The sequence below is a fragment of the Arthrobacter sp. ATA002 genome (assembly GCF_026898095.1).
Lineage (GTDB): Bacteria > Actinomycetota > Actinomycetes > Actinomycetales > Micrococcaceae > Arthrobacter_B.
On sequence record NZ_CP114015.1, the window covers coordinates 1,402,582 to 1,419,531 of the forward strand.

At 57.4% G+C, this 16,950-nt stretch carries 18 protein-coding genes and 2 pseudogenes; 18 read left to right on the forward strand and 2 right to left on the reverse strand.

All coding sequences use genetic code 11. The features are described 5' to 3' along the window. Positions 1-159: 159 nt before the first annotated feature. The 5 genes from OL239_RS20065 to OL239_RS06975 all read left to right on the forward strand — a co-directional run bounded on the left by OL239_RS20065 (position 160) and on the right by OL239_RS06975 (position 3,414). Entirely contained in the window at positions 160-1,470 is a 1,311-nt protein-coding gene (locus tag OL239_RS20065) for a DUF6395 domain-containing protein (protein ID WP_442864285.1), read from the forward strand. Positions 1,471-1,724: 254 nt separating this feature from the next. Then, positions 1,725-2,057, forward strand: coding sequence for a hypothetical protein (locus OL239_RS06970; RefSeq protein WP_268911251.1), 333 nt, complete (start codon positions 1,725-1,727; stop codon positions 2,055-2,057). Between the two features lie 183 nt (positions 2,058-2,240). Beyond that, complete coding sequence (locus OL239_RS20070) at positions 2,241-2,561, forward strand: transposase (protein ID WP_442864239.1); 321 nt, start codon at positions 2,241-2,243, stop codon at positions 2,559-2,561. A gap of 432 nt (positions 2,562-2,993) precedes the next feature. Further along, positions 2,994-3,338: a hypothetical protein gene (locus tag OL239_RS20075; protein WP_442864240.1), complete on the forward strand. Its 345-nt coding sequence runs from the start codon at positions 2,994-2,996 to the stop codon at positions 3,336-3,338. Continuing rightward, entirely contained in the window at positions 3,292-3,414 is a 123-nt protein-coding gene (locus tag OL239_RS06975) for a hypothetical protein (RefSeq protein WP_268911252.1), read from the forward strand. The genes OL239_RS20075 and OL239_RS06975 overlap by 47 nt, the downstream gene beginning before the upstream one ends. Positions 3,415-3,456: 42 nt before the next feature. Here OL239_RS06975 and OL239_RS06980 read toward each other — a convergent pair whose 3' ends face one another. Then, on the reverse strand, positions 3,457-3,786 hold the full coding sequence (locus OL239_RS06980; RefSeq protein ID WP_268911253.1) for a hypothetical protein: 330 nt from the start codon (positions 3,784-3,786) through the stop codon (positions 3,457-3,459). 130 nt (positions 3,787-3,916) lie between these two features. Beyond that, positions 3,917-4,202: pseudogene (locus tag OL239_RS06985) on the reverse strand (transposase); the annotation flags it as partial. A 331-nt stretch (positions 4,203-4,533) separates the two neighbouring features. Here OL239_RS06985 and OL239_RS06990 point away from each other — a divergent pair. The 13 genes and pseudogenes from OL239_RS06990 to OL239_RS07045 all read left to right on the forward strand — a co-directional run bounded on the left by OL239_RS06990 (position 4,534) and on the right by OL239_RS07045 (position 16,880). After that, the gene (locus OL239_RS06990; RefSeq protein WP_268911254.1) at positions 4,534-5,844 is read left to right on the forward strand and encodes a DUF6395 domain-containing protein; all 1,311 of its coding nucleotides are present in this window, start codon (positions 4,534-4,536) and stop codon (positions 5,842-5,844) included. Between the two features lie 692 nt (positions 5,845-6,536). Beyond that, positions 6,537-7,487 carry a hypothetical protein gene (locus OL239_RS06995; protein WP_268911255.1) on the forward strand — a complete coding sequence of 317 codons (951 nt, stop codon included), beginning with the start codon at positions 6,537-6,539 and terminating at the stop codon, positions 7,485-7,487. 297 nt (positions 7,488-7,784) lie between these two features. After that, a complete protein-coding gene (locus tag OL239_RS19440) occupies positions 7,785-8,597 on the forward strand; it encodes a nucleotide sugar dehydrogenase (protein ID WP_329609374.1) in 813 nt (270 codons plus the stop codon). Between the two features lie 229 nt (positions 8,598-8,826). Next, entirely contained in the window at positions 8,827-9,042 is a 216-nt protein-coding gene (locus OL239_RS19445; protein WP_329609375.1) for a UDP binding domain-containing protein, read from the forward strand. A gap of 34 nt (positions 9,043-9,076) precedes the next feature. Further along, positions 9,077-9,844, forward strand: a complete 768-nt coding sequence (locus OL239_RS07005) for a hypothetical protein (protein WP_268911256.1) — start codon at positions 9,077-9,079, stop codon at positions 9,842-9,844. Positions 9,845-10,169: 325 nt separating this feature from the next. After that, on the forward strand, positions 10,170-10,997 hold the full coding sequence (locus tag OL239_RS07010; protein WP_268911257.1) for a hypothetical protein: 828 nt from the start codon (positions 10,170-10,172) through the stop codon (positions 10,995-10,997). Between the two features lie 17 nt (positions 10,998-11,014). Continuing rightward, positions 11,015-12,043: a hypothetical protein gene (locus OL239_RS07015; protein ID WP_268911258.1), complete on the forward strand. Its 1,029-nt coding sequence runs from the start codon at positions 11,015-11,017 to the stop codon at positions 12,041-12,043. A 6-nt stretch (positions 12,044-12,049) separates the two neighbouring features. Beyond that, a complete protein-coding gene (locus tag OL239_RS07020) occupies positions 12,050-13,030 on the forward strand; it encodes a hypothetical protein (protein WP_268911259.1) in 981 nt (326 codons plus the stop codon). A gap of 171 nt (positions 13,031-13,201) precedes the next feature. Further along, a complete protein-coding gene (locus OL239_RS07025; protein ID WP_268911260.1) occupies positions 13,202-13,975 on the forward strand; it encodes a fumarylacetoacetate hydrolase family protein in 774 nt (257 codons plus the stop codon). A gap of 71 nt (positions 13,976-14,046) precedes the next feature. Beyond that, positions 14,047-14,316, forward strand: coding sequence for a hypothetical protein (locus tag OL239_RS07030; protein ID WP_268911261.1), 270 nt, complete (start codon positions 14,047-14,049; stop codon positions 14,314-14,316). Further along, on the forward strand, positions 14,292-14,591 hold the full coding sequence (locus OL239_RS07035) for a hypothetical protein (RefSeq protein WP_268911262.1): 300 nt from the start codon (positions 14,292-14,294) through the stop codon (positions 14,589-14,591). The genes OL239_RS07030 and OL239_RS07035 overlap by 25 nt, the downstream gene beginning before the upstream one ends. Before the next feature lie 42 nt (positions 14,592-14,633). Beyond that, a pseudogene (gene gltX, locus OL239_RS07040) lies at positions 14,634-16,195 on the forward strand (glutamate--tRNA ligase). Then, complete coding sequence (locus OL239_RS07045) at positions 16,179-16,880, forward strand: HAD family hydrolase (RefSeq protein ID WP_268911263.1); 702 nt, start codon at positions 16,179-16,181, stop codon at positions 16,878-16,880. Before gltX ends, OL239_RS07045 begins: the two are co-directional and overlap by 17 nt. Positions 16,881-16,950: the final 70 nt, after the last annotated feature.

A 16,950-nucleotide genomic window follows, 5' to 3' on the forward strand; every position in this document is an offset into this window, starting at 1 on the left:
GATTCCCGGGACGGTTCAGCCGCGCAGTGGTGTGTATATGTGTTTCATGATTGGAGAATTTTTCCCTCTCTCCATTTTGGAAACGAAACTCACACAAAGACCGATTTATGGCACGGCGCTCATCGCGCTGCTATACGGGATAGCGGATACGATTGTCCTATGCGTATCAGTCTCTCCCAAACCACAAACAGGCTCGCTCTCACCGCGGAGCTCTCCGACGATGACCGTGCTCTGGCAGGCAAAGCGCGGTTAGCCCGAAGAACCGCCACCTTCAATCTGCCCGAGGAGTACAACTGGGAGCTGACCCACCCAGACCTTCTGGCTCTTGCTGGATTGATTACTTTCTACCCATGGATCGGTAATACGCTCGATCTTCCATTTCCGGTGAGCCGAGTATTCGCGGAGACCGTAAACGCTGTTACGAATATCAGCCTCCCCAACTACTCTGCTCACATTCCGAAACGCGTCACCGGGCCAGGCTCCCGTCCCGGCTTATCCTTCTCTGCCGGAGTGGATTCCATGGCCGCTTTGGCACTGATGCCCGATGACACCGCCCCTGTCTTCACCCTCCGTGCACCCGCGCCAGACGGTGCCCACAGCCTCTACAAGGCGGACGTGGCGCTGTATGCCATCTCCGAGATGGCCAAAGCCGGCAAGCACGTCCATATCGTAGAATCTGACCATGAGTGGGTGCGCGACCCTGTTGGTTTTGCAGTCGACCCAGCCCCGGCCGTCCCACTGATCCTCGTAGCGGACAAGCTAAACCTCGATTCAATCGCCTTTGGCACCATAGCCGAGTCCTCCTACGCCACAGGCAAGGGAAAATGGACCGAGTATAAGGACCGCGTTGTTTACCACCGGTGGCGGGATCTCTTCGAAGCAGTCGGATTGGGCTCATACAACGTCACAGCCGGAATCAGTGAGATAGGCACGTCATCCATCGTCCGCACAAGCAAATTTGGGTATCTCGCCCAGTCCTGTATCCGCGGCATCCCTGGCCGTCCCTGCCTAGCCTGCGCCAAGTGCTTCCGCAAATCACTGATAACAGCCTCACTGTCCGGAGAGTGGCCAGACAAGGCCCAAGTATCTCGGATGATGGCTTACCGCACCGTTAAGGCTTTCCTCGAACCAGCACCCATCCGATTCGAAATCATCCTCGCCTCTGGGATGGCGTCCTACGACGGCGACGATCCCCTCCTCCTGGCCCTGCAGTCAAGGGTGGGTGCGAAGGAACACGATGTCTCGTTCACTCATAGTTGGTATCCTCCAGCCATGGACCTTATCCCGGCACGGTACCGTGAATCCAGTATCAAAGCAGCGAACCGGTATCTCCCCAAAATGACATCCAAGCAGATCGAAGACTTCCGCTCCTTCGATAACTCCTCCTTAATCGAGTCCAAGAAGGACGATGTTGAACAGTTCCGGGCCATCTTGGACATCAATGCAAAGCGGCCCGAGACCACCAAATAGAGGCCCATGTGTCTTGGCCGCATCGCGTCCCTCCCGGAGGCAAAGCCAGTACAGGCTTTGCCCCCGTCAGCAGTCCGAGTGTTAGCGGTCATGGAAAACTGCCCATAGACGGTCAGCAAAACTGCCTACCGGAGGCCATGAGATCTGCCCACTTCCTTACTGAACCGACCGCGTCTTGAGCGGTGGGAGCCTCTTCCCGGGGTTTGGTGAAGGTGTCTAAGCGCACCAATAACGAACAAGGAAGAGGCCCTTATATGAAGTCTGACGGAGAAATCATGGAAATCCTTGCTGCCTACGATCTGACCGGATCGTTGCGGACCACCGCGGAGCTCAGGGGCTGCTTACACCACACCGTTGCCAAACACGTCGCCGCCCGGGACGTTGGCCGGCCGATTGCTGAACCCGATGCCCGCAGCCGGGTCACCGATCCGTTCCTGTCCAAAATCGAGGAATGGATCGAGGGATCAAAGGGCCGGATCCGCGCGGATAAAGCCCACGAGAAACGCCGCGAACACACACGGCGCGGTCTGGTCCCGCAACGGGATCACGATGCGGAAGCAGGAAAACGCGAGCCAGGCCACGAATAGGAAACGGTTTGGCCGCCAAGCGGATGCGCGTTCAAACGCACCACCATCCCCTCGGACCCGGATAAGGTCTTCGCGGACCTCACCGGCCGGGACTTCACCTCAGATACTCCCCCCGCACTGAGCTCGTCGGGGACATCACCTACTGAGGTGTACTACTGATGTGAGACATAGTTTGAAAGGATTGTGTCTTCCCGCTCTACATATTCCGATGAGTTCAAGTCCGACGCCGTTAATCTCGTCATTTCCTCTGGCCGTTCACCCGGCTCGGTAGCTCCCGAGCTGGGTATCTCCGTGACCGCACTGAAGCGGTGGGTGCAGTTGCATCGGGAAGGCGAAACCAGGGCTAACGGCCAGCCCGATGATCCGGCGGAACCCGCGAAATACAAGGCGTTGGAGGCACGGCCGCGGGAAGTCGAAAGGGAGAATGATTTCCTAAAAAAGTGTCGGCGTTCTTCGCCAAAGAACAACGGTAGAAACCCTCTAACGGCTTGTTCAGGAGAATAACGCCGAATTTCCTCTCACCTGGATGTGCTCCCGACTGGGCATCCCCGGGCTTCGTATTACCGCTGGTTAGACCAGAAGGAATCGGTGACCGCTGCTCGGCACCGGGAGCTGACAGAGCAGGTCAAGACCATGTTCGATTCCTCGGACGGGATCCTCAGCCACCGCATGGTGCATACCAAACTCGCCGCCGCCGGCGTGGAGGTTTCCGGGGCACAGTGGCCGCGATCATGGCCGAAAACGGTTGGCCCGCCAAGCGGATGCCCGCGTTCAAACGCACCACCATCCCCTCGGACCCTGATGAGGTCTTCGCGGACTTCATCGGCCGGGACTTCACCTCAGATACCCCCGGCACGAAGCTCGTCGGGGACATCACTGACCTCCGTACCGGGGAAGGTTGGATGTATCTGGCCACTGTCATCGATTTGCACCCGGATGGTCGTTGGCTGGGCGATGGTCGATCACATGCGCGCCTCCCTGGTCACCGGGGCGCTGGCGCTGTCCCGGGACCGGGGGCATTTGGCCCCAGATGCGATTTTTCACAGCGACCGCGGAGCTCAATGTACCTCCCGGGAAATGGGTGCCTGGTCCACCGGCAACGGTGTTCGTCAGTCCATGGATGCCACCGGTCTGCTGGGACAATGCCGTCGCCGAGTCAGTGTTTCGTCGCTGAAGAACGAGTTCTACCACCACCACAACTTCGCCCACACGCCAGGACGGCTGCCGGGCGACCGTGCGATATATCGAGGTCTTCTACAACCGCTGGCGGCCCCACACTAACAATGCTGGGCTGCTGCTGGCCACCGCGATGGCCAGCTTCACCACCACACAGCAGCCGCTGCCCGCGGCCGCCTAACCCAGAAAAAACTAACCGACTGTCTCACATCCTTGACACACCTCAGACCAGCCGGTTGGCCGGGCCCAGCGGAGCGTATTCCGGCCGGATCGCTGCAACCTTCGCCCGGAACAGCGACGCCGACCCGGCCCAGCCCACCCGCTCCGCGAGTGCTGCGGCCGGCATCGTCGGCGTCTTCACCAACAGCTCCCGCACTCTGGGAGCAAACGCATCAAAACTCGAAACGCCGGACGCCCGATGGTACTTCGGTGCCCGGTCCGACTCCAGTGCCCGGTCCACCGTTCCGCGGGAAACCCCCACGATCCTGCCGATCTCACGCTTCGCGTGCTTGACCGTTGCAAACAGGTGACGTATCTCCGCCCAATTATCCAAGTTGATCACCTTCCATAATGGTCGGTGGCGCTGTTTTCAGTTGGCGTTTCTGACCCTATCTTCGGTTGGCGTTAACAGCCGCGACGGGAATAATACCGTCCGCGGCAAGGTCATGGACCGGCCGGGTTTATTTTGGGCGCAGCCCGCGGGGGAAGAACGCCGCCGCACGGCGCAGGATCTCGTTCTCCTGCTCCAGCACACGGATCCGTTTCCTAGCGTCCCGGAGTTCCGCGGCTTCCTTCTCCGTCACGCCGGGACGGGCACCTTCCTCGACGTCGGCTTTCTTGAGCCAGTTGTGCAGGGTTGCTTCGGAAATTCCGAAGTCTTTGGCGATCTGGGAGATCGGGGCTTCATGCTTGCGTGCCACAGCGACTACGTACGTCGCGGCGGAACTCAGCGGGGAAAGACTTGGGTATATTGATCATCCTTGCTGCAAGGAACGAATCCTCACAAATCAGGAGTCAAGCAAACCCGGCGCAGCCCCTTCTCTGGTTTGCAGTATCCTTGACGACCTCCATGAGCAGGTGTCCATTTTCTGGCCCTGACGGACTTGGCAATGACCTGCTTGGGTGAGTGTCTGCGTGCCATGATTCGTGAATTTCCTCCTGTGTCCATTCTCGAACACGAAACTCACGTAAAACCGGACTACCTATAGTGGCCCATGCCAACTGGACTCCTACACGGGGATCCCGCTCACCTATCGCACGCGTTCACCACGTCCGTGAGAGTTGCAGCTAGGATAACTAAATGCACATCGATATGACACAGATAGACGCTGACATGACTATGAGTGTCAAATTGGCGGAGGATGACCGAGAGTCGGCAGGAAAGGCTACACTCGCGCGCAAGACGGTGACGTTCAACCTTCCTAAAGGGTTCAATAAGCAAAGCGTGCACCCTGATCTTCTGGCCCTCGCCGGGCTGATCACTTTCTATCCATGGATTGGAAAGCGTCTGGATTTATCCTTTGCCGTGAGCCAAGGATTCGCAGACACAGTCAAGGCAGCATCGAAGATCGAAATTGCCAACGTATCAGATCGCATCCAGAAGCGCACGACAGGAGAAAACGCGCGACCGGGCTTGGCTTTCTCCGGAGGAGTCGATTCAATCGCTGCTCTCGCGATCATGCCCGAGAACACCGTTCCGGTCTTCTCTTGCAGAACCGCGCCGCCCAATGGCGGGCGCACCCTCTACAAAGCGGACGCCCCGCTGCACGCCATCAAAGAAATGAATGCCGCCGGCAAGGACACCTTCCTCGTCGAATCAGACCTGGAGTGGGTCCGTGAGCCTGTCGGTTTCGCGATAGACCCTTCTCCGGCGGTACCTTTGCTTCTCCTGGCCGATTTGTTCGAACTAGACGCAATTGGTTTTGGCACAATTGCAGAGGCGGCCTACCGTACGGGTGGCGCCGCCTTCCTCGATTACTCCAAGCGCGGGGTGTTCACACAGTGGCAAACCATCTTCCATAGTGTTGGCATCGACTACTACAACTGTGTCGCCGGGCTCAGCGAGATGTGCACGACGTCAATTGCACTCCAATCCGAGTTTGGTCACCTCGCGCAGTCATGTGTTCGAGGTCTTGCGGGTAAACCCTGCATGAGCTGCGTGAAGTGCTTCCGGAAGTCGCTTATCGAGGCCTCAATGTCCGGCAACTGGCCGTCCGAGTCCGAGGTGAGTCGGATGATGGCCAACCGGGCCATCCGCAACTACCTCTCCGATGCCCCTATCCGTCTCGAAATAATACTTGCCGCAGCGATGATGAATTATGCCGGTAGGGATCCACTGCTGCTGGCACTGCAAAAGCGGGTGGCGCCGAAAACATGGAATGTGTCATTCACCCAGGGCTGGTACGGACCGTCACTACAGACTATGGTCCCTCAGAAGTATCGGCAGGAAACCACGGACCGGATGCTGAATTACATTCCTCAAATGACAGGCGAACAGGAAGAGGCGTTCCGTAGTTTCGAGATCGGACCCGTAATGGCTGCAAAGAACAGGGAAGTGGAAGAATTCCTCGCAATTCTAGAAGCCAACGCATCTCCCACGGTTGTTGGGTAGATGCAATGCCTCGGGTTTCTGTCCCGACAAGTGTCACCGATTTCCTGGCTGAGCATTGCATCTCCATATAGGCGCATCGGGCCGATAGAGAGCAGAACCATACTCAGTTGCATGTAGGGACCATCAGCGTGTATACGATGTATTTACCACCAACTATCCACGGGAGTGTATAGCCCTTGCAGGACAATGACCAACCTCAGCATCCTATTGACAGGGACCATCCGCAGAGGCAATACAACACCACGGAATGTTTTAACTACCTAGACGCAATGTTTCCGAGCTTCCACCCATCAGGCATGTATAGATCCAACGCGTTGGAAGAACACCGCGGTTCGCTGTCCTGGGGCGCGTCACTGGTGGGCAGGTCCTATCTTCGAATCTATGAGAAGACCGGGGATCATAAATATCTGCGAGGGTTCATCGGGATAGGCGAGCAACTACTACTTGCCCGTGACGAAGTACGAGGAGCGGTCGATTACCTCGGGCGGTCTGGCCCAGTCTGGAGGTCTGGTCGGCCTTATACCACAAATCTGATTTCGTTTAGATGTGGCGCGATTGAGGGACCATGCCTAGAAATTCGGTCCAAGCAGGCTGAACACGTTCGCGTTGAGAACATTCAGCAGGAAGGTGGAACGCTCGACATATCATTTCTGTCGAGTCCTCAAGAGCCCGCGCTTGTGTCGTTCGAAAATGTGAGCGTTTGGGCCGGTACCGATAATAATCTCAATAAGATTCTGACCGAACAGCATTGGAAGTCACCCCAAGCAGCAGCTGTCATATCCCACGACGGTTGCGTGAAGAGCCTGAGTGGGCCAGGTGTCTATAGTCTAGTTGAACAGTACTATGCCCCGGCAATACACGTTTCCCAAATTTGTTTAGCGATGCTTGAATTTAGCAAAATTGTGAGCGGCGACCCCGAGCTTTATGCAGTGTATGGCCGCTACTCGGACAGTTACGTCGAGGCGGCAATAGCTGCGTTAGAAGTATATGATTCAGACTACCGCGTCGAAGACGGCAACGGCTATTATATAATTCCTGCCGATGCCCCCACCGACTTCGAAGGTACAGATGCTCCGCAGAATCACAATATGAGCATGGCACTCTGCTTTCTAATCCTTCACCGGATTACGCGGAGGGAGGCATATACACTGCGCGCAACCGAGCTGCTTAGAACGTTTATGATGGGGCTCTCTTCCCGAAATCTAGATGGCCGGCAATGTCTGGTTTGGTCATACTTTATACCGACGCTCCATAACTATCGTGGACACAGCGGTGGTAATTTATCTCGGTGGAGGTCCTGGCGGAAAGGAAACCCCAGGATGGAGGATATGTCACATGCTGTACTAGCCGTGGAAGCAGCTGTCGAGGCTCATCGGCTTGGAATCGAAGTTACAGCACGAGACCTCCAAGGCATGGCAAACACCTTTCTTAGCGCAGCGGCGACGGGAACATTGTCCAGCTATATCGACGGTACCGCCGGCTACGGAAAATACGATGCAGTCGCTGGCCGTTGGTCGATTTTGGGGCCTTGGGACAGTCGTGTTTACGAGACAGCTATGAAGATCACCCAGGCTAACCAGCCTCCGCCTCTTCATGCGTCAGTATTACTTTCATGTGCCAATCTGGTGACCTACGCTTCGTAGCGCTCAAGACGGTTTCGATCCATGAAAGAGCCGAGGGCAGTGGTGCGTCACCGGCAGCCAAGGCACGCATCATTGTAGTTGAAAGCTGCTTTAGGATATAGTTACACGACCGAACACTCATGAACATCCCTTTAGCTTCAGGGCCAGCACCGGCGGCATTCTGAAACCTTTTATAAGCGTTCCAACACCGATTAATTACGCCTTTGTCCTATGTGGTCGGCGGCCGTGCATACATGCGCTGGTCGGCTGAGCAAAAGTCAAAGGTGCCAAGTTCAGATGAAATAAGAAGGGCTGCCAATGAAGGATCTTGTAGTTGTCGGACAGGGATATGTGGGTTTGCCTCTTGCCCAGGCGGCGACCTCGTCGGGCCTAAGAGTAGCTGGCCTTGATCGCAACAATGAGACTGTTGCAAACCTAAACTCTGGGTTATCGCATATCGACGACATCACAAATGACGAACTCCTGCTTATGTGCCAAAGAGGATATGAGGCTACAACAGACCCGTCCGTCATCAAGGGTGCACGTTATGTCGTAATCTGCGTCCCGACACCTCTTGGCGAGGCGGGAAGCCCCGACCTTCGTGCGGTAATCGGAGCCTCGAAGGATATAGCGGCCAACATGTCCCCTGGGGTAACAGTCATCTTGGAATCAACTACTTATCCTGGCACTACAGAGGATTTGGTTCTTCCAATCCTCCAGAGCTCTGGTCTGACTCTTGACATTGACTTTTGGCTGGCGTTTTCACCTGAGCGGATTGACCCTGGAAATAAAACGTTCTCACTAAAGAACACGCCCAAGGTAGTCGGCGGGGTGAGTGAGGTTTCCACAAAGTCTGCCGCAGATCTTTATGCGGGTTTCATTGATGAGGTTGTTTGTGTCCGTGGTTCTAAGGAGGCTGAGACTTCTAAGCTCCTCGAAAACACCTACAGGCATATCAACATAGCCCTAGTCAATGAAATGGCCCGGTTCTGCCATGAAATGGACATTGACCTATGGAATGTCATTGATGCCGCGAAAACTAAACCCTTCGGATTCCATGCGTTCTACCCAGGACCCGGGGTAGGGGGCATTGCATCCCCATCGATCCGAACTACCTTAGCCACCAGGTGAACAAGTTGTTGGGGTATCCGTTCAGGTTCGTGGAGCTCGCGGAGGAGATCAATAATTCGATGCCACGGTACATACTGGAGCGCGTTCAAAGTCTGTTAAACGATCAGGGCAAGGCTTTGAAAGGCTCTAGCGTGCTGCTTCTGGGGGTCACATATAAGCCTGATATTGCAGATCAGCGAGAATCACCGGCGCTGCCGTTGGCCCGTCTTCTGATGCAAAAGGGTCAGACGTGCATTTTCATGATCCGAGGGTATCCGAGTGGACTGTAGATGACCGCAAGATCGGGAGGGTTTCCGATCTCGGCGATGCGGTTGAAGATGCTGACATCGTTGTATTGATGCAGAATCACCGTGATTACGACGTTGATAACCTTGCCGAATCTGCAAAGTTCTTCTTCGATACCCGTGGTGTAGTTTCGGGGCGAACCAACGCATCGCGTCTGTAACGGGTTTCAATTGGTTGATAGACAGAAATCCCTCGTGTTTCAGACATGGAAGTATTATTCTTTCCTCCTGATCATGTGTATTTTCACGCTCGTGTCCCTAATCTTCTTTCCTGGGGTATTTGCATTCGTAGTATTTGTATGTTTTGTAGGAGTTTCCGGCGCGCTGATACTCAGGGCCATCTTTGGAATGGCTCTCTCGGCGCGCCAACAACATCAGAATCTGGTCGCTCTTATTAGGGAGCATAACGCTGCATACAATGTGAAGTTTGATGAGAATGAGGCCAGGGTTCGTCAGTTGGGTGGTTTGGTTCGTGAGGCGGAGCGTGCTGTGGCTGGGTTTGGTGAGGTGCAGCGTGTGAAGTTTGATGAGAATGAGGCCAGGGTTCGTCAGTTGGGTGGTTTGGTTCGTGAGGCGGAGCGTGCTGTGGCTGGGTTTGGTGAGGTGCAGCGTGTGAAGTTTGATGAGAATGAGGCCAGGGTTCGTCAGTTGGGTGGTTTGGTTCGTGAGGCGGAGCGTGCTGTGGCTGGGTTTGGTGAGGTGCAGCGTGTGAAGTTTGATGAGAATGAGGCCAGGGTTCGTCAGTTGGGTGGTTTGATTCGTGAGGCGGAGCGTGCTGTGGCCAGGCTTGGCGAGGAAACCAAGACTCTGCGGAACCACTTTAGTTCTGACGACGTGAAACGGCGAGCGACAGTAGAATTGAAACTTAGAATATTGAACGACTTAACCGTGCTACGCGAGCTCTTGGAAAAACGAGATACTGATTCCTCTGTCAGGCACGAACCCGTTTGGACTCCAGAATGATGAATCTTAGTAGCCGAGCGACACCGGGGTCCTTCGACGTGCTGCTCGTTGTAGCCCTAGATGTCAGTGAGTCCCCCGGTCTGGATATTCGATCCGATTTACGGAATTTACTCTCAAAGGGATTATCAGTAGGGCTAATGTCGTTGGGGCAGGGATCGCGTCCGGACAGATATCGAAACACTTCTTTGGTCAAGATGGCGTTTGAGTTGGGTGTTCCCCTGCTCGGTCATCGGGACGTTTGTAAGACTCAACTGGCCATTGTGTATAACCCCGATCTGTTCATCGCCAGAGATCTCAGGGGAGTTTCTCGGCTCAATGGACTTGGATGGTCCTTGAGAATAAAAAATTCGAGAAGCTTTCTATTGATCAGCTGGAGTCTATGGTTGCACCGTATTGCGACTCCGGGTTTTCCTTTATGGCAGTAACCGCCGCGGAACAGCAGGCAGTGAGCGCTAAGACTGGTGAATATGTGGGGCTCTGGAACTTTCACGCCTGCGATGCCGAAGTTGAGGGCCAGATTGCCCATCCTGAGTCTATTCCTACCCGAATAGGCGTACCAGCAATGTCAAAATATAGTCGCGTCACAATTGAGGAGTTGAAAAGCTTCGCGCTGCGAGTTGGCGAGGTTGCGGGCAAAGCGTTGTACGCGCGAACACGTGTTCCGACCCAATTGCAGACCGGAAAGGGTGAAAACGATCTCCTAGTAGGCTTTCCTTTCGTCACAGGAGACCGCGACAGGTTTTTGGTTTCTCTGTCCGTGTACGTCGTACTCACAACGATGCTCACGTCAGAAACATGGAAGGACGACGTGTACGCGTGTATGCGTCTTGGCGTTCCTCTGGTGCTTCCACGGACCCTTCAGCCTTACTTCGGCCCTGCAGCTTCTTATTTTGAAGTGGATGCTTTGGAACTGTTCCTTGAAAGCGCCGACCAGATGGAGGCCGCAAAAGGTTCTATAGAGTACGCAAAGCAGTCGTTTCAAGAGCGAACGTATTCGGAAAGTAACGGCACCCTCTTAGCTTTCGGCGTCTCACCCGTCGCCACCAAGTCGAGTGAAAACTACAACGACAACGGGGTCGGGGCACCTGCAACTCAACCGTCGGCCAGCTCGCATAAGGAACGCGGTCACCGGAGCCCCGTGTTTGTTTTGTGACAAGCAACGGTGCCGGGATGGGCCATTTGACACGGCTGCTGGCAGTGGCGCGTCGCCTTGATGACGATATAGAAGCGACCTTTGTGTCGATGTCACAGGCTTGTGGCGTAGTGGCACAGTACGGATACGGTTTCGAGTATATTCCGTCTAAGGGTGACTTGCTTGTTGACGGTACGCAATGGAATCAGTATTTCAGTAAACGGTTCATGGAGTCGTTGGAGCGGCTAAGCCCTGACGTCGTCGTGTTCGACGGAACCTGGCCTTACCAAGGTATTGCGCGGGCTGTCACGAACTATGATGCGAAGTTTGTGTGGATGAGACGAGGTATGTGGCGATCGGAAACTGCATCAACGTCTTTAGTCCGAAATACGGGATTTGATTCCGTTATAGAGCCAGGGGATGTTGCTTCCCCGTATGACCAAGGTGCCACTAGTCGAGCGGCTGATGCATATAAGGTCGATCCGATTATCGTGTTGGACTCTGACGAAATATTGGAGCGGAGCCAAGCAAGGGGCCTTCTGGATATAGATCCAGATGAGAACGTCATGTTGATCACGCTTGGTGCCGGCAATATAAACAAGATAGACGACGATGTAGAAGAAGTCATCATGGCAGTCAAGGGGCTCCCCGAGACGTGGCGAATTTTTATGACCAGCCCGCTTATTGCAGATAATCGTGGCGTCAGCGATGGCGTCGAGAATATTTCGATGTATCCCTTAGCACAGGTCGCTCGAGCGTTCGATTTCGTAGTTTCAGCAACAGGATATAACTCTTTTCATGAGTGGATAGCCTATTCGGTTCCGGCCCTATGGATCGCCAACGCGAACACCATTACAGATGATCAGATCGGCCGTGCTCGCTACGCCCACGATGTGGGACTTGGACTTGCTGCGGGACCAGGCGGTTCGGTCTCCATCTCGGAGGCCATCGAACAACTGGGAGAAAATAGTAATCGGGCTCGCTTCCAGGAAGCACTGAATCGGGTCTCATTCGCTAACGGTGCGCGGAGTGCGGCGCGACATATATCTGAGCTAGCTAAAGGTTAAATTTCAATGATTGCAACTTTGCCACTCGGTCAAAACGGTTCTGAAGGAGGGGCGTCGCAAACGGTCCTCTCGCGCGTTGTCCGGAGTTATCCTGACGTACGTACGCCGTTTGTCAAGGCAAGCTTGAACATTGATGGCGGTGTTGGGCTGTCTGTGGCCCGAAGGAATTCGCTTCCCGTCGTATTGCTCCCACTTTTCAGTGAGTGTCAGGATGCGGCGGGAGCGATTGTCGAGGCAGTGTACGGTCTGCAGCAGGCATCGTTAGAGTTTCGGATTGTGGTTGTTACTGATTCAGCGTCTTTCAAACAGCTACGGCCGTTCGGTTGGGCAATAAGCCATATGCAACCGGAGGCAACGTGGAGCGGAAGTTCTTGGTTTATCTACGCTCAGGACGAATTGGAAAGGGTAATTGCGGCCTTCGGATGTAGCTATGTGATAGAGACGTCTGAGTTGGGGATCAGCACCAGATCTTGGCAAAACCTACTGTCAATTGCTGGTATGGGACTCGACCTGCCTAATACCTCACTGCACGCCAGTTTCGACCGCTCGGCTACTTCTTTGCATTCCTCCTGGCGGGGATGGCTATACGATGTTCCAGGTGGTTCGTCCACGCACATGGTGCGGGTTGACGACCGTGAATGGGCAGTCGAAATCAGCAAGAATTTGAAGAGTTCGATGGTCTTCTTGCAACTCGGGCCAGCTGCCACAAGTGGCCCGACTAATATGCCCCATGATATTCGCGCCGGATGGAATGTCGTCCACATGCGCCCTCTTACACAAGACTCTGAAGATAGGTCAGAGCATTTACCTGGAGTTTTAGCCATTTTTGATGCGCTAAGCCTAGACAACTGTGGAATACTCCAGCACGACGACCCACGCCGTTCGGATTTTGAGGCGGCCTTGCCATCGGCAGTTCAGACCAACGAGGTCACTGAGTCCGAGATGGAAGCGGCATATCGGAGGGCCCTGTCAATCTGGTCATCGTGAAGCGTGAAGCGTGAAGCGTGAAGCGTGAAGCGTGAAGCGTGAAGCGTGAAGCGTGAAGCGTGAAGCGTGCGGCATGCAGGTGCTTTCTGCGCGCAGACGACAAGTATGCGGTTCAGTAACACGTCTTCGAGGGCTCTCCTAAGGTTCGAATCGTCTACTAGGCTTGTGCTCATGCGTATTGCTCGATTTGTACAAGACAGTGACCCTGCGTTCGGCGTCGTCGACGGGGACGAAGGCCGTGAAGAAATAGCCGTCATTAAGGGCGATCCGTTTTTCTCCGGCGTCCAGCTGACCGGGGAGCGGCACAAGCTCGAGGACGTCCGGCTCCTTGCGCCGATCATTCCGCGCAGCAAAGTAGTGGGGATCGGCAAGAACTACGCCGACCATGCAGCCGAAATGGGCGGTGAAGTTCCCCCGGCACCGCTGATGTTCCTCAAGCCCAACACCTCGGTGATAGGTCCCAACGACCCCGTGGTGCTGCCGTCCTTCTCCGACGAGGTCTCCTACGAGGCCGAACTCGCCGTCGTTATCGGCCGGATCTGCAAGGACGTGCCGCTGGACCGGGTGGACGAGGTCATCTTCGGTTACACCTGTGCCAATGACCTCACGGCCCGTGACGCCCAGCGGACGGACAACCAGTGGGCCCGGGCCAAGGGCTTCGACACGTCCTGCCCGCTCGGTCCCTGGATCGAGACCGAGCTGGATACGGACGACCTGGCCATCCGCGGCTACCTCAACGGCCAGCTGGTCCAGGACGGCAACACCGGTGACATGATCTGGGGTGTCAAGGAGCTCGTATCCTACGTGTCCCAGGCGTTCACTTTGCTGCCCGGAGACGTCATCCTCACCGGAACCCCGGCAGGCGTGGGCCTGATCTCCGACGGAGAACGCTACGACGTCTCCATTGAAGGAATCGGGCGCCTCTCGAACACGGCACGCAGCTAAAGCATGAGCAGCTCCAGCGCCGGACCGGTGCGCAACTCCGCCCTGGTCCGGCGCCTTTGCCGCCCGGAGCCGTGTGGGCCGCCGCCCTGTTCGCAGCGCCCTTCCTGAACGACGACGGCGCCACCGCCCTGCTCTGGGGTGCTGGAGCGGCCGCACTCGTTGCGCTGTTCCCGTGGGCCATGGTCACGGTCCTGGACAAGCGCGGAGACCTGCGGCGCGGCATCAACCGGCTCGGTGCCTCCCCGGTAATCCTCGGCGCGTTCGGGGCCGCGTTTGTGGTGCTTCGCATCATCCGCTGGACCGACGGGCCTAGGGCTTGGCCGCCGTCGTCTTCGGCATGATCGCCGCCTATGCCATCACCGCGGCGTTCACCAGGGTTGTCCGGCTGGACTGGGCGGAAGTTACCTACGCAGCGGCCGCCGTCGTACTCCCGGTCCTTCTCTACCTGTTGTTTCCGGGCGCCGCGGGTACGGTCCTGGCTGCCGCCGTCGCCGGTCTGTGCGTCGGGGTCCTGATCAGGGAACGCCGGAGCGGCGGGCAAACTGCTGCCGCAGCCGCTGCGGGCGTGCTGGCCGGCGGCGGGGTCTTCCTCTGGCTGCTGACGTACAGTCTGTAGCCGTCCGGGGCAGCGCGGCAAGAGACTAAACTGGGAAGCATCATGACTAACCTGCCTTCACTTGCCGACCTGCCCACCGTCGATGACAACACGCCAGTGCGCGTGCGGTTCTGCCCCTCACCTACCGGAACCCCGCACGTGGGCCTGATCCGGACCGCGCTGTTCAACTGGGCCTATGCCAAGCACACCGGCGGCACCATGGTGTTCCGCATCGAGGACACCGACACCGCCCGCGACAGCGAAGAGAGCTTCCTCCAGCTCCTGGACGCCCTCGACTGGCTGGGCATCACCTGGGATGAAGGCGTCAACGTCGGCGGACCGCATGAACCGTACCGCCAGTCCCAGCGCGGCGAGATCTACCAGGACGTCATTGCCAAGCTCAAGGACGCCGGGCATCTGTACGAGTCCTACTCCACACCCGAAGAGATTGAGGCCCGCCACCGGGCCGCCGGCCGCGACATCAAACTCGGCTACGACAACTATGACCGCAATCTGACCCCCGAGCAGATCGAAGCCTTCAAGGCCGAGGGCCGGCAGCCGGTCCTGCGCGTACGGATGCCCGACGAGGACATCACCTTCAATGACCTGGTCCGCGGGGAAATCACGTTCAAAGCCGGTACCGTTCCGGACTTCGTGGTCGTGCGCGCCAACGGCGCCCTCTTTACACCCTCGTGAACCCGGTTGACGACGCCCTGATGGGCATCACGCACGTGCTGCGCGGCGAAGACCTGCTCTCCTCCACACCCCGCCAGATTGCGCTGTACCGCGCGCTGATCGACGTCGGAGTGGCCCAGTACATGCCGCTCTTCGGCCACCTGCCCTACGTTATGGGCGGCGGGAACAAGAAGCTCTCCAAGCGCGATCCGGAGTCCAGCCTCTTCCTGCACCGCGAACGCGGTTTCATCCCGGAGGGCCTGCTCAACTACCTCGCACTGCTGGGATGGTCGCTGTCCGCGGACGAGGACATCTTTACCGTGGACCAGCTGGTGGAGAAGTTCGACATCCACGACGTGCTGGCCAACCCGGCCCGCTTCGACCTGAAGAAGGCCGAGGCCATCAACGGCACCCACGTGCGCATGCTGGACCCCGAGGACTTCCGCAACCGCCTGGTGCCGTACCTGCAGCAGGCCGGCCTGGTGGGGGAGGCCCTGACCGCCCGGGAAGAGGAAATCCTCACCGAGGCCGCACCGCTGGTCCAGGAGCGCATCACCCTGCTGGGCGAAGCTCCGGACATGCTCGGCTTCCTGTTCAAGTCCGACGACGCCATTGACGTGGCCGACGACGCACGGAAGGGCCTGCCCGCCAACCTCACCGAGGTCCTGGACGCAGCCCTTGCAGCCTTGGAGCCGGTCGAGGACTGGAGCGCCGAGAACATCCAGGCCGCACTGCGTACCGCCCTGGTCGACGGGATGGGCATCAAGCCGCGCCTGGCCTTCGGCCCGGTCCGCACGGCCGTATCCGGCCGCCGTATTTCGCCGCCGCTGTTCGAATCCATGGTGATCCTCGGCAAGGACTCCTCACTGGCCCGGCTGCATGCCTTCCGCAGCGCGAGCTGGTTCCATGCCGAACCGCGTGCAGGTCCGCGGGGTGCTCTTCGATATTGATGAGACCCTCGTGGACCTGCACGCTGCCATGGGCACCACCCTCCAGTCGCTCGGGTCCAAGGATCTGGCGCACTTCGGCGCAGATGACTGGACGGCCTACGAGGCCCTCTTCACCGCGGACCCGGAAGGTTACTATGACCGGTACCTGGCCGGCGAGCTGTCCTTCGCGGATCAGCGCATCCTGCGGATGCAGCACGCCCAGCAGGCCACCGGCCAGCCGCTGCTCGACGACGACGAGGCCGCAGCCTGGAACGCCTCCTACGAAGCGATGCTGCCCCTGCACTTTCGCGCGTTCAACGACGTCGTTCCGCTCCTCGGGGAGCTGGACGCCCGGGGCATCCCCTATGGGGCGGTGAGCAACAACGTCCACGACTATCAGCGGGCAAAGCTCGATGCCGCCGGACTGCAGCGGATCAAAGTCCTGGTGGGCATCGACACCGTGGGCGCAGCGAAACCCGACCCGGCCATCTTCCTCGAGGGGGTCCGCCTGCTCGGCACCGAGCCCGCAACCACCCTGTATGTGGGGGATAACCTGCACGTCGATGCCGAGGGAGCGTGCGCCGCCGGCCTGCAGGGAATCTGGTTGGACCGGGCCGGGAGTCCTTCCCCGTGCGCCGGGACAGCGGCGGACCCGCACGCGGCGGGTTTCATACCGTGCAGTCACTCAGCGAAGTGGCGGCGCTGATCGAGAGCTGACAGCGGAGCCGATGCCGCGCTGAGCGTGCCTGGAGGCGTTTTGTGCTTCCCCGGAACCC

What these genes read in the sequence shown, in the direction of transcription:
- OL239_RS20075 (WP_442864240.1), top strand. Translation starts at nt 2,994, where the DNA reads ATGGTCGTTGGCTGGGCGATGGTCGATCACATGCGCGCCTCCCTGGTC.
- OL239_RS06970 (WP_268911251.1), top strand. Translation starts at nt 1,725, where the DNA reads ATGAAGTCTGACGGAGAAATCATGGAAATCCTTGCTGCCTACGATCTG.
- OL239_RS06990 (WP_268911254.1), top strand. Translation starts at nt 4,534, where the DNA reads ATGCACATCGATATGACACAGATAGACGCTGACATGACTATGAGTGTC.
- OL239_RS07015 (WP_268911258.1), top strand. Translation starts at nt 11,015, where the DNA reads ATGGGCCATTTGACACGGCTGCTGGCAGTGGCGCGTCGCCTTGATGAC.
- OL239_RS07020 (WP_268911259.1), top strand. Translation starts at nt 12,050, where the DNA reads ATGATTGCAACTTTGCCACTCGGTCAAAACGGTTCTGAAGGAGGGGCG.
- OL239_RS20065 (WP_442864285.1), top strand. Translation starts at nt 160, where the DNA reads ATGCGTATCAGTCTCTCCCAAACCACAAACAGGCTCGCTCTCACCGCG.
- OL239_RS07010 (WP_268911257.1), top strand. Translation starts at nt 10,170, where the DNA reads ATGGTCCTTGAGAATAAAAAATTCGAGAAGCTTTCTATTGATCAGCTG.
- OL239_RS19440 (WP_329609374.1), top strand. Translation starts at nt 7,785, where the DNA reads ATGAAGGATCTTGTAGTTGTCGGACAGGGATATGTGGGTTTGCCTCTT.
- OL239_RS07025 (WP_268911260.1), top strand. Translation starts at nt 13,202, where the DNA reads ATGCGTATTGCTCGATTTGTACAAGACAGTGACCCTGCGTTCGGCGTC.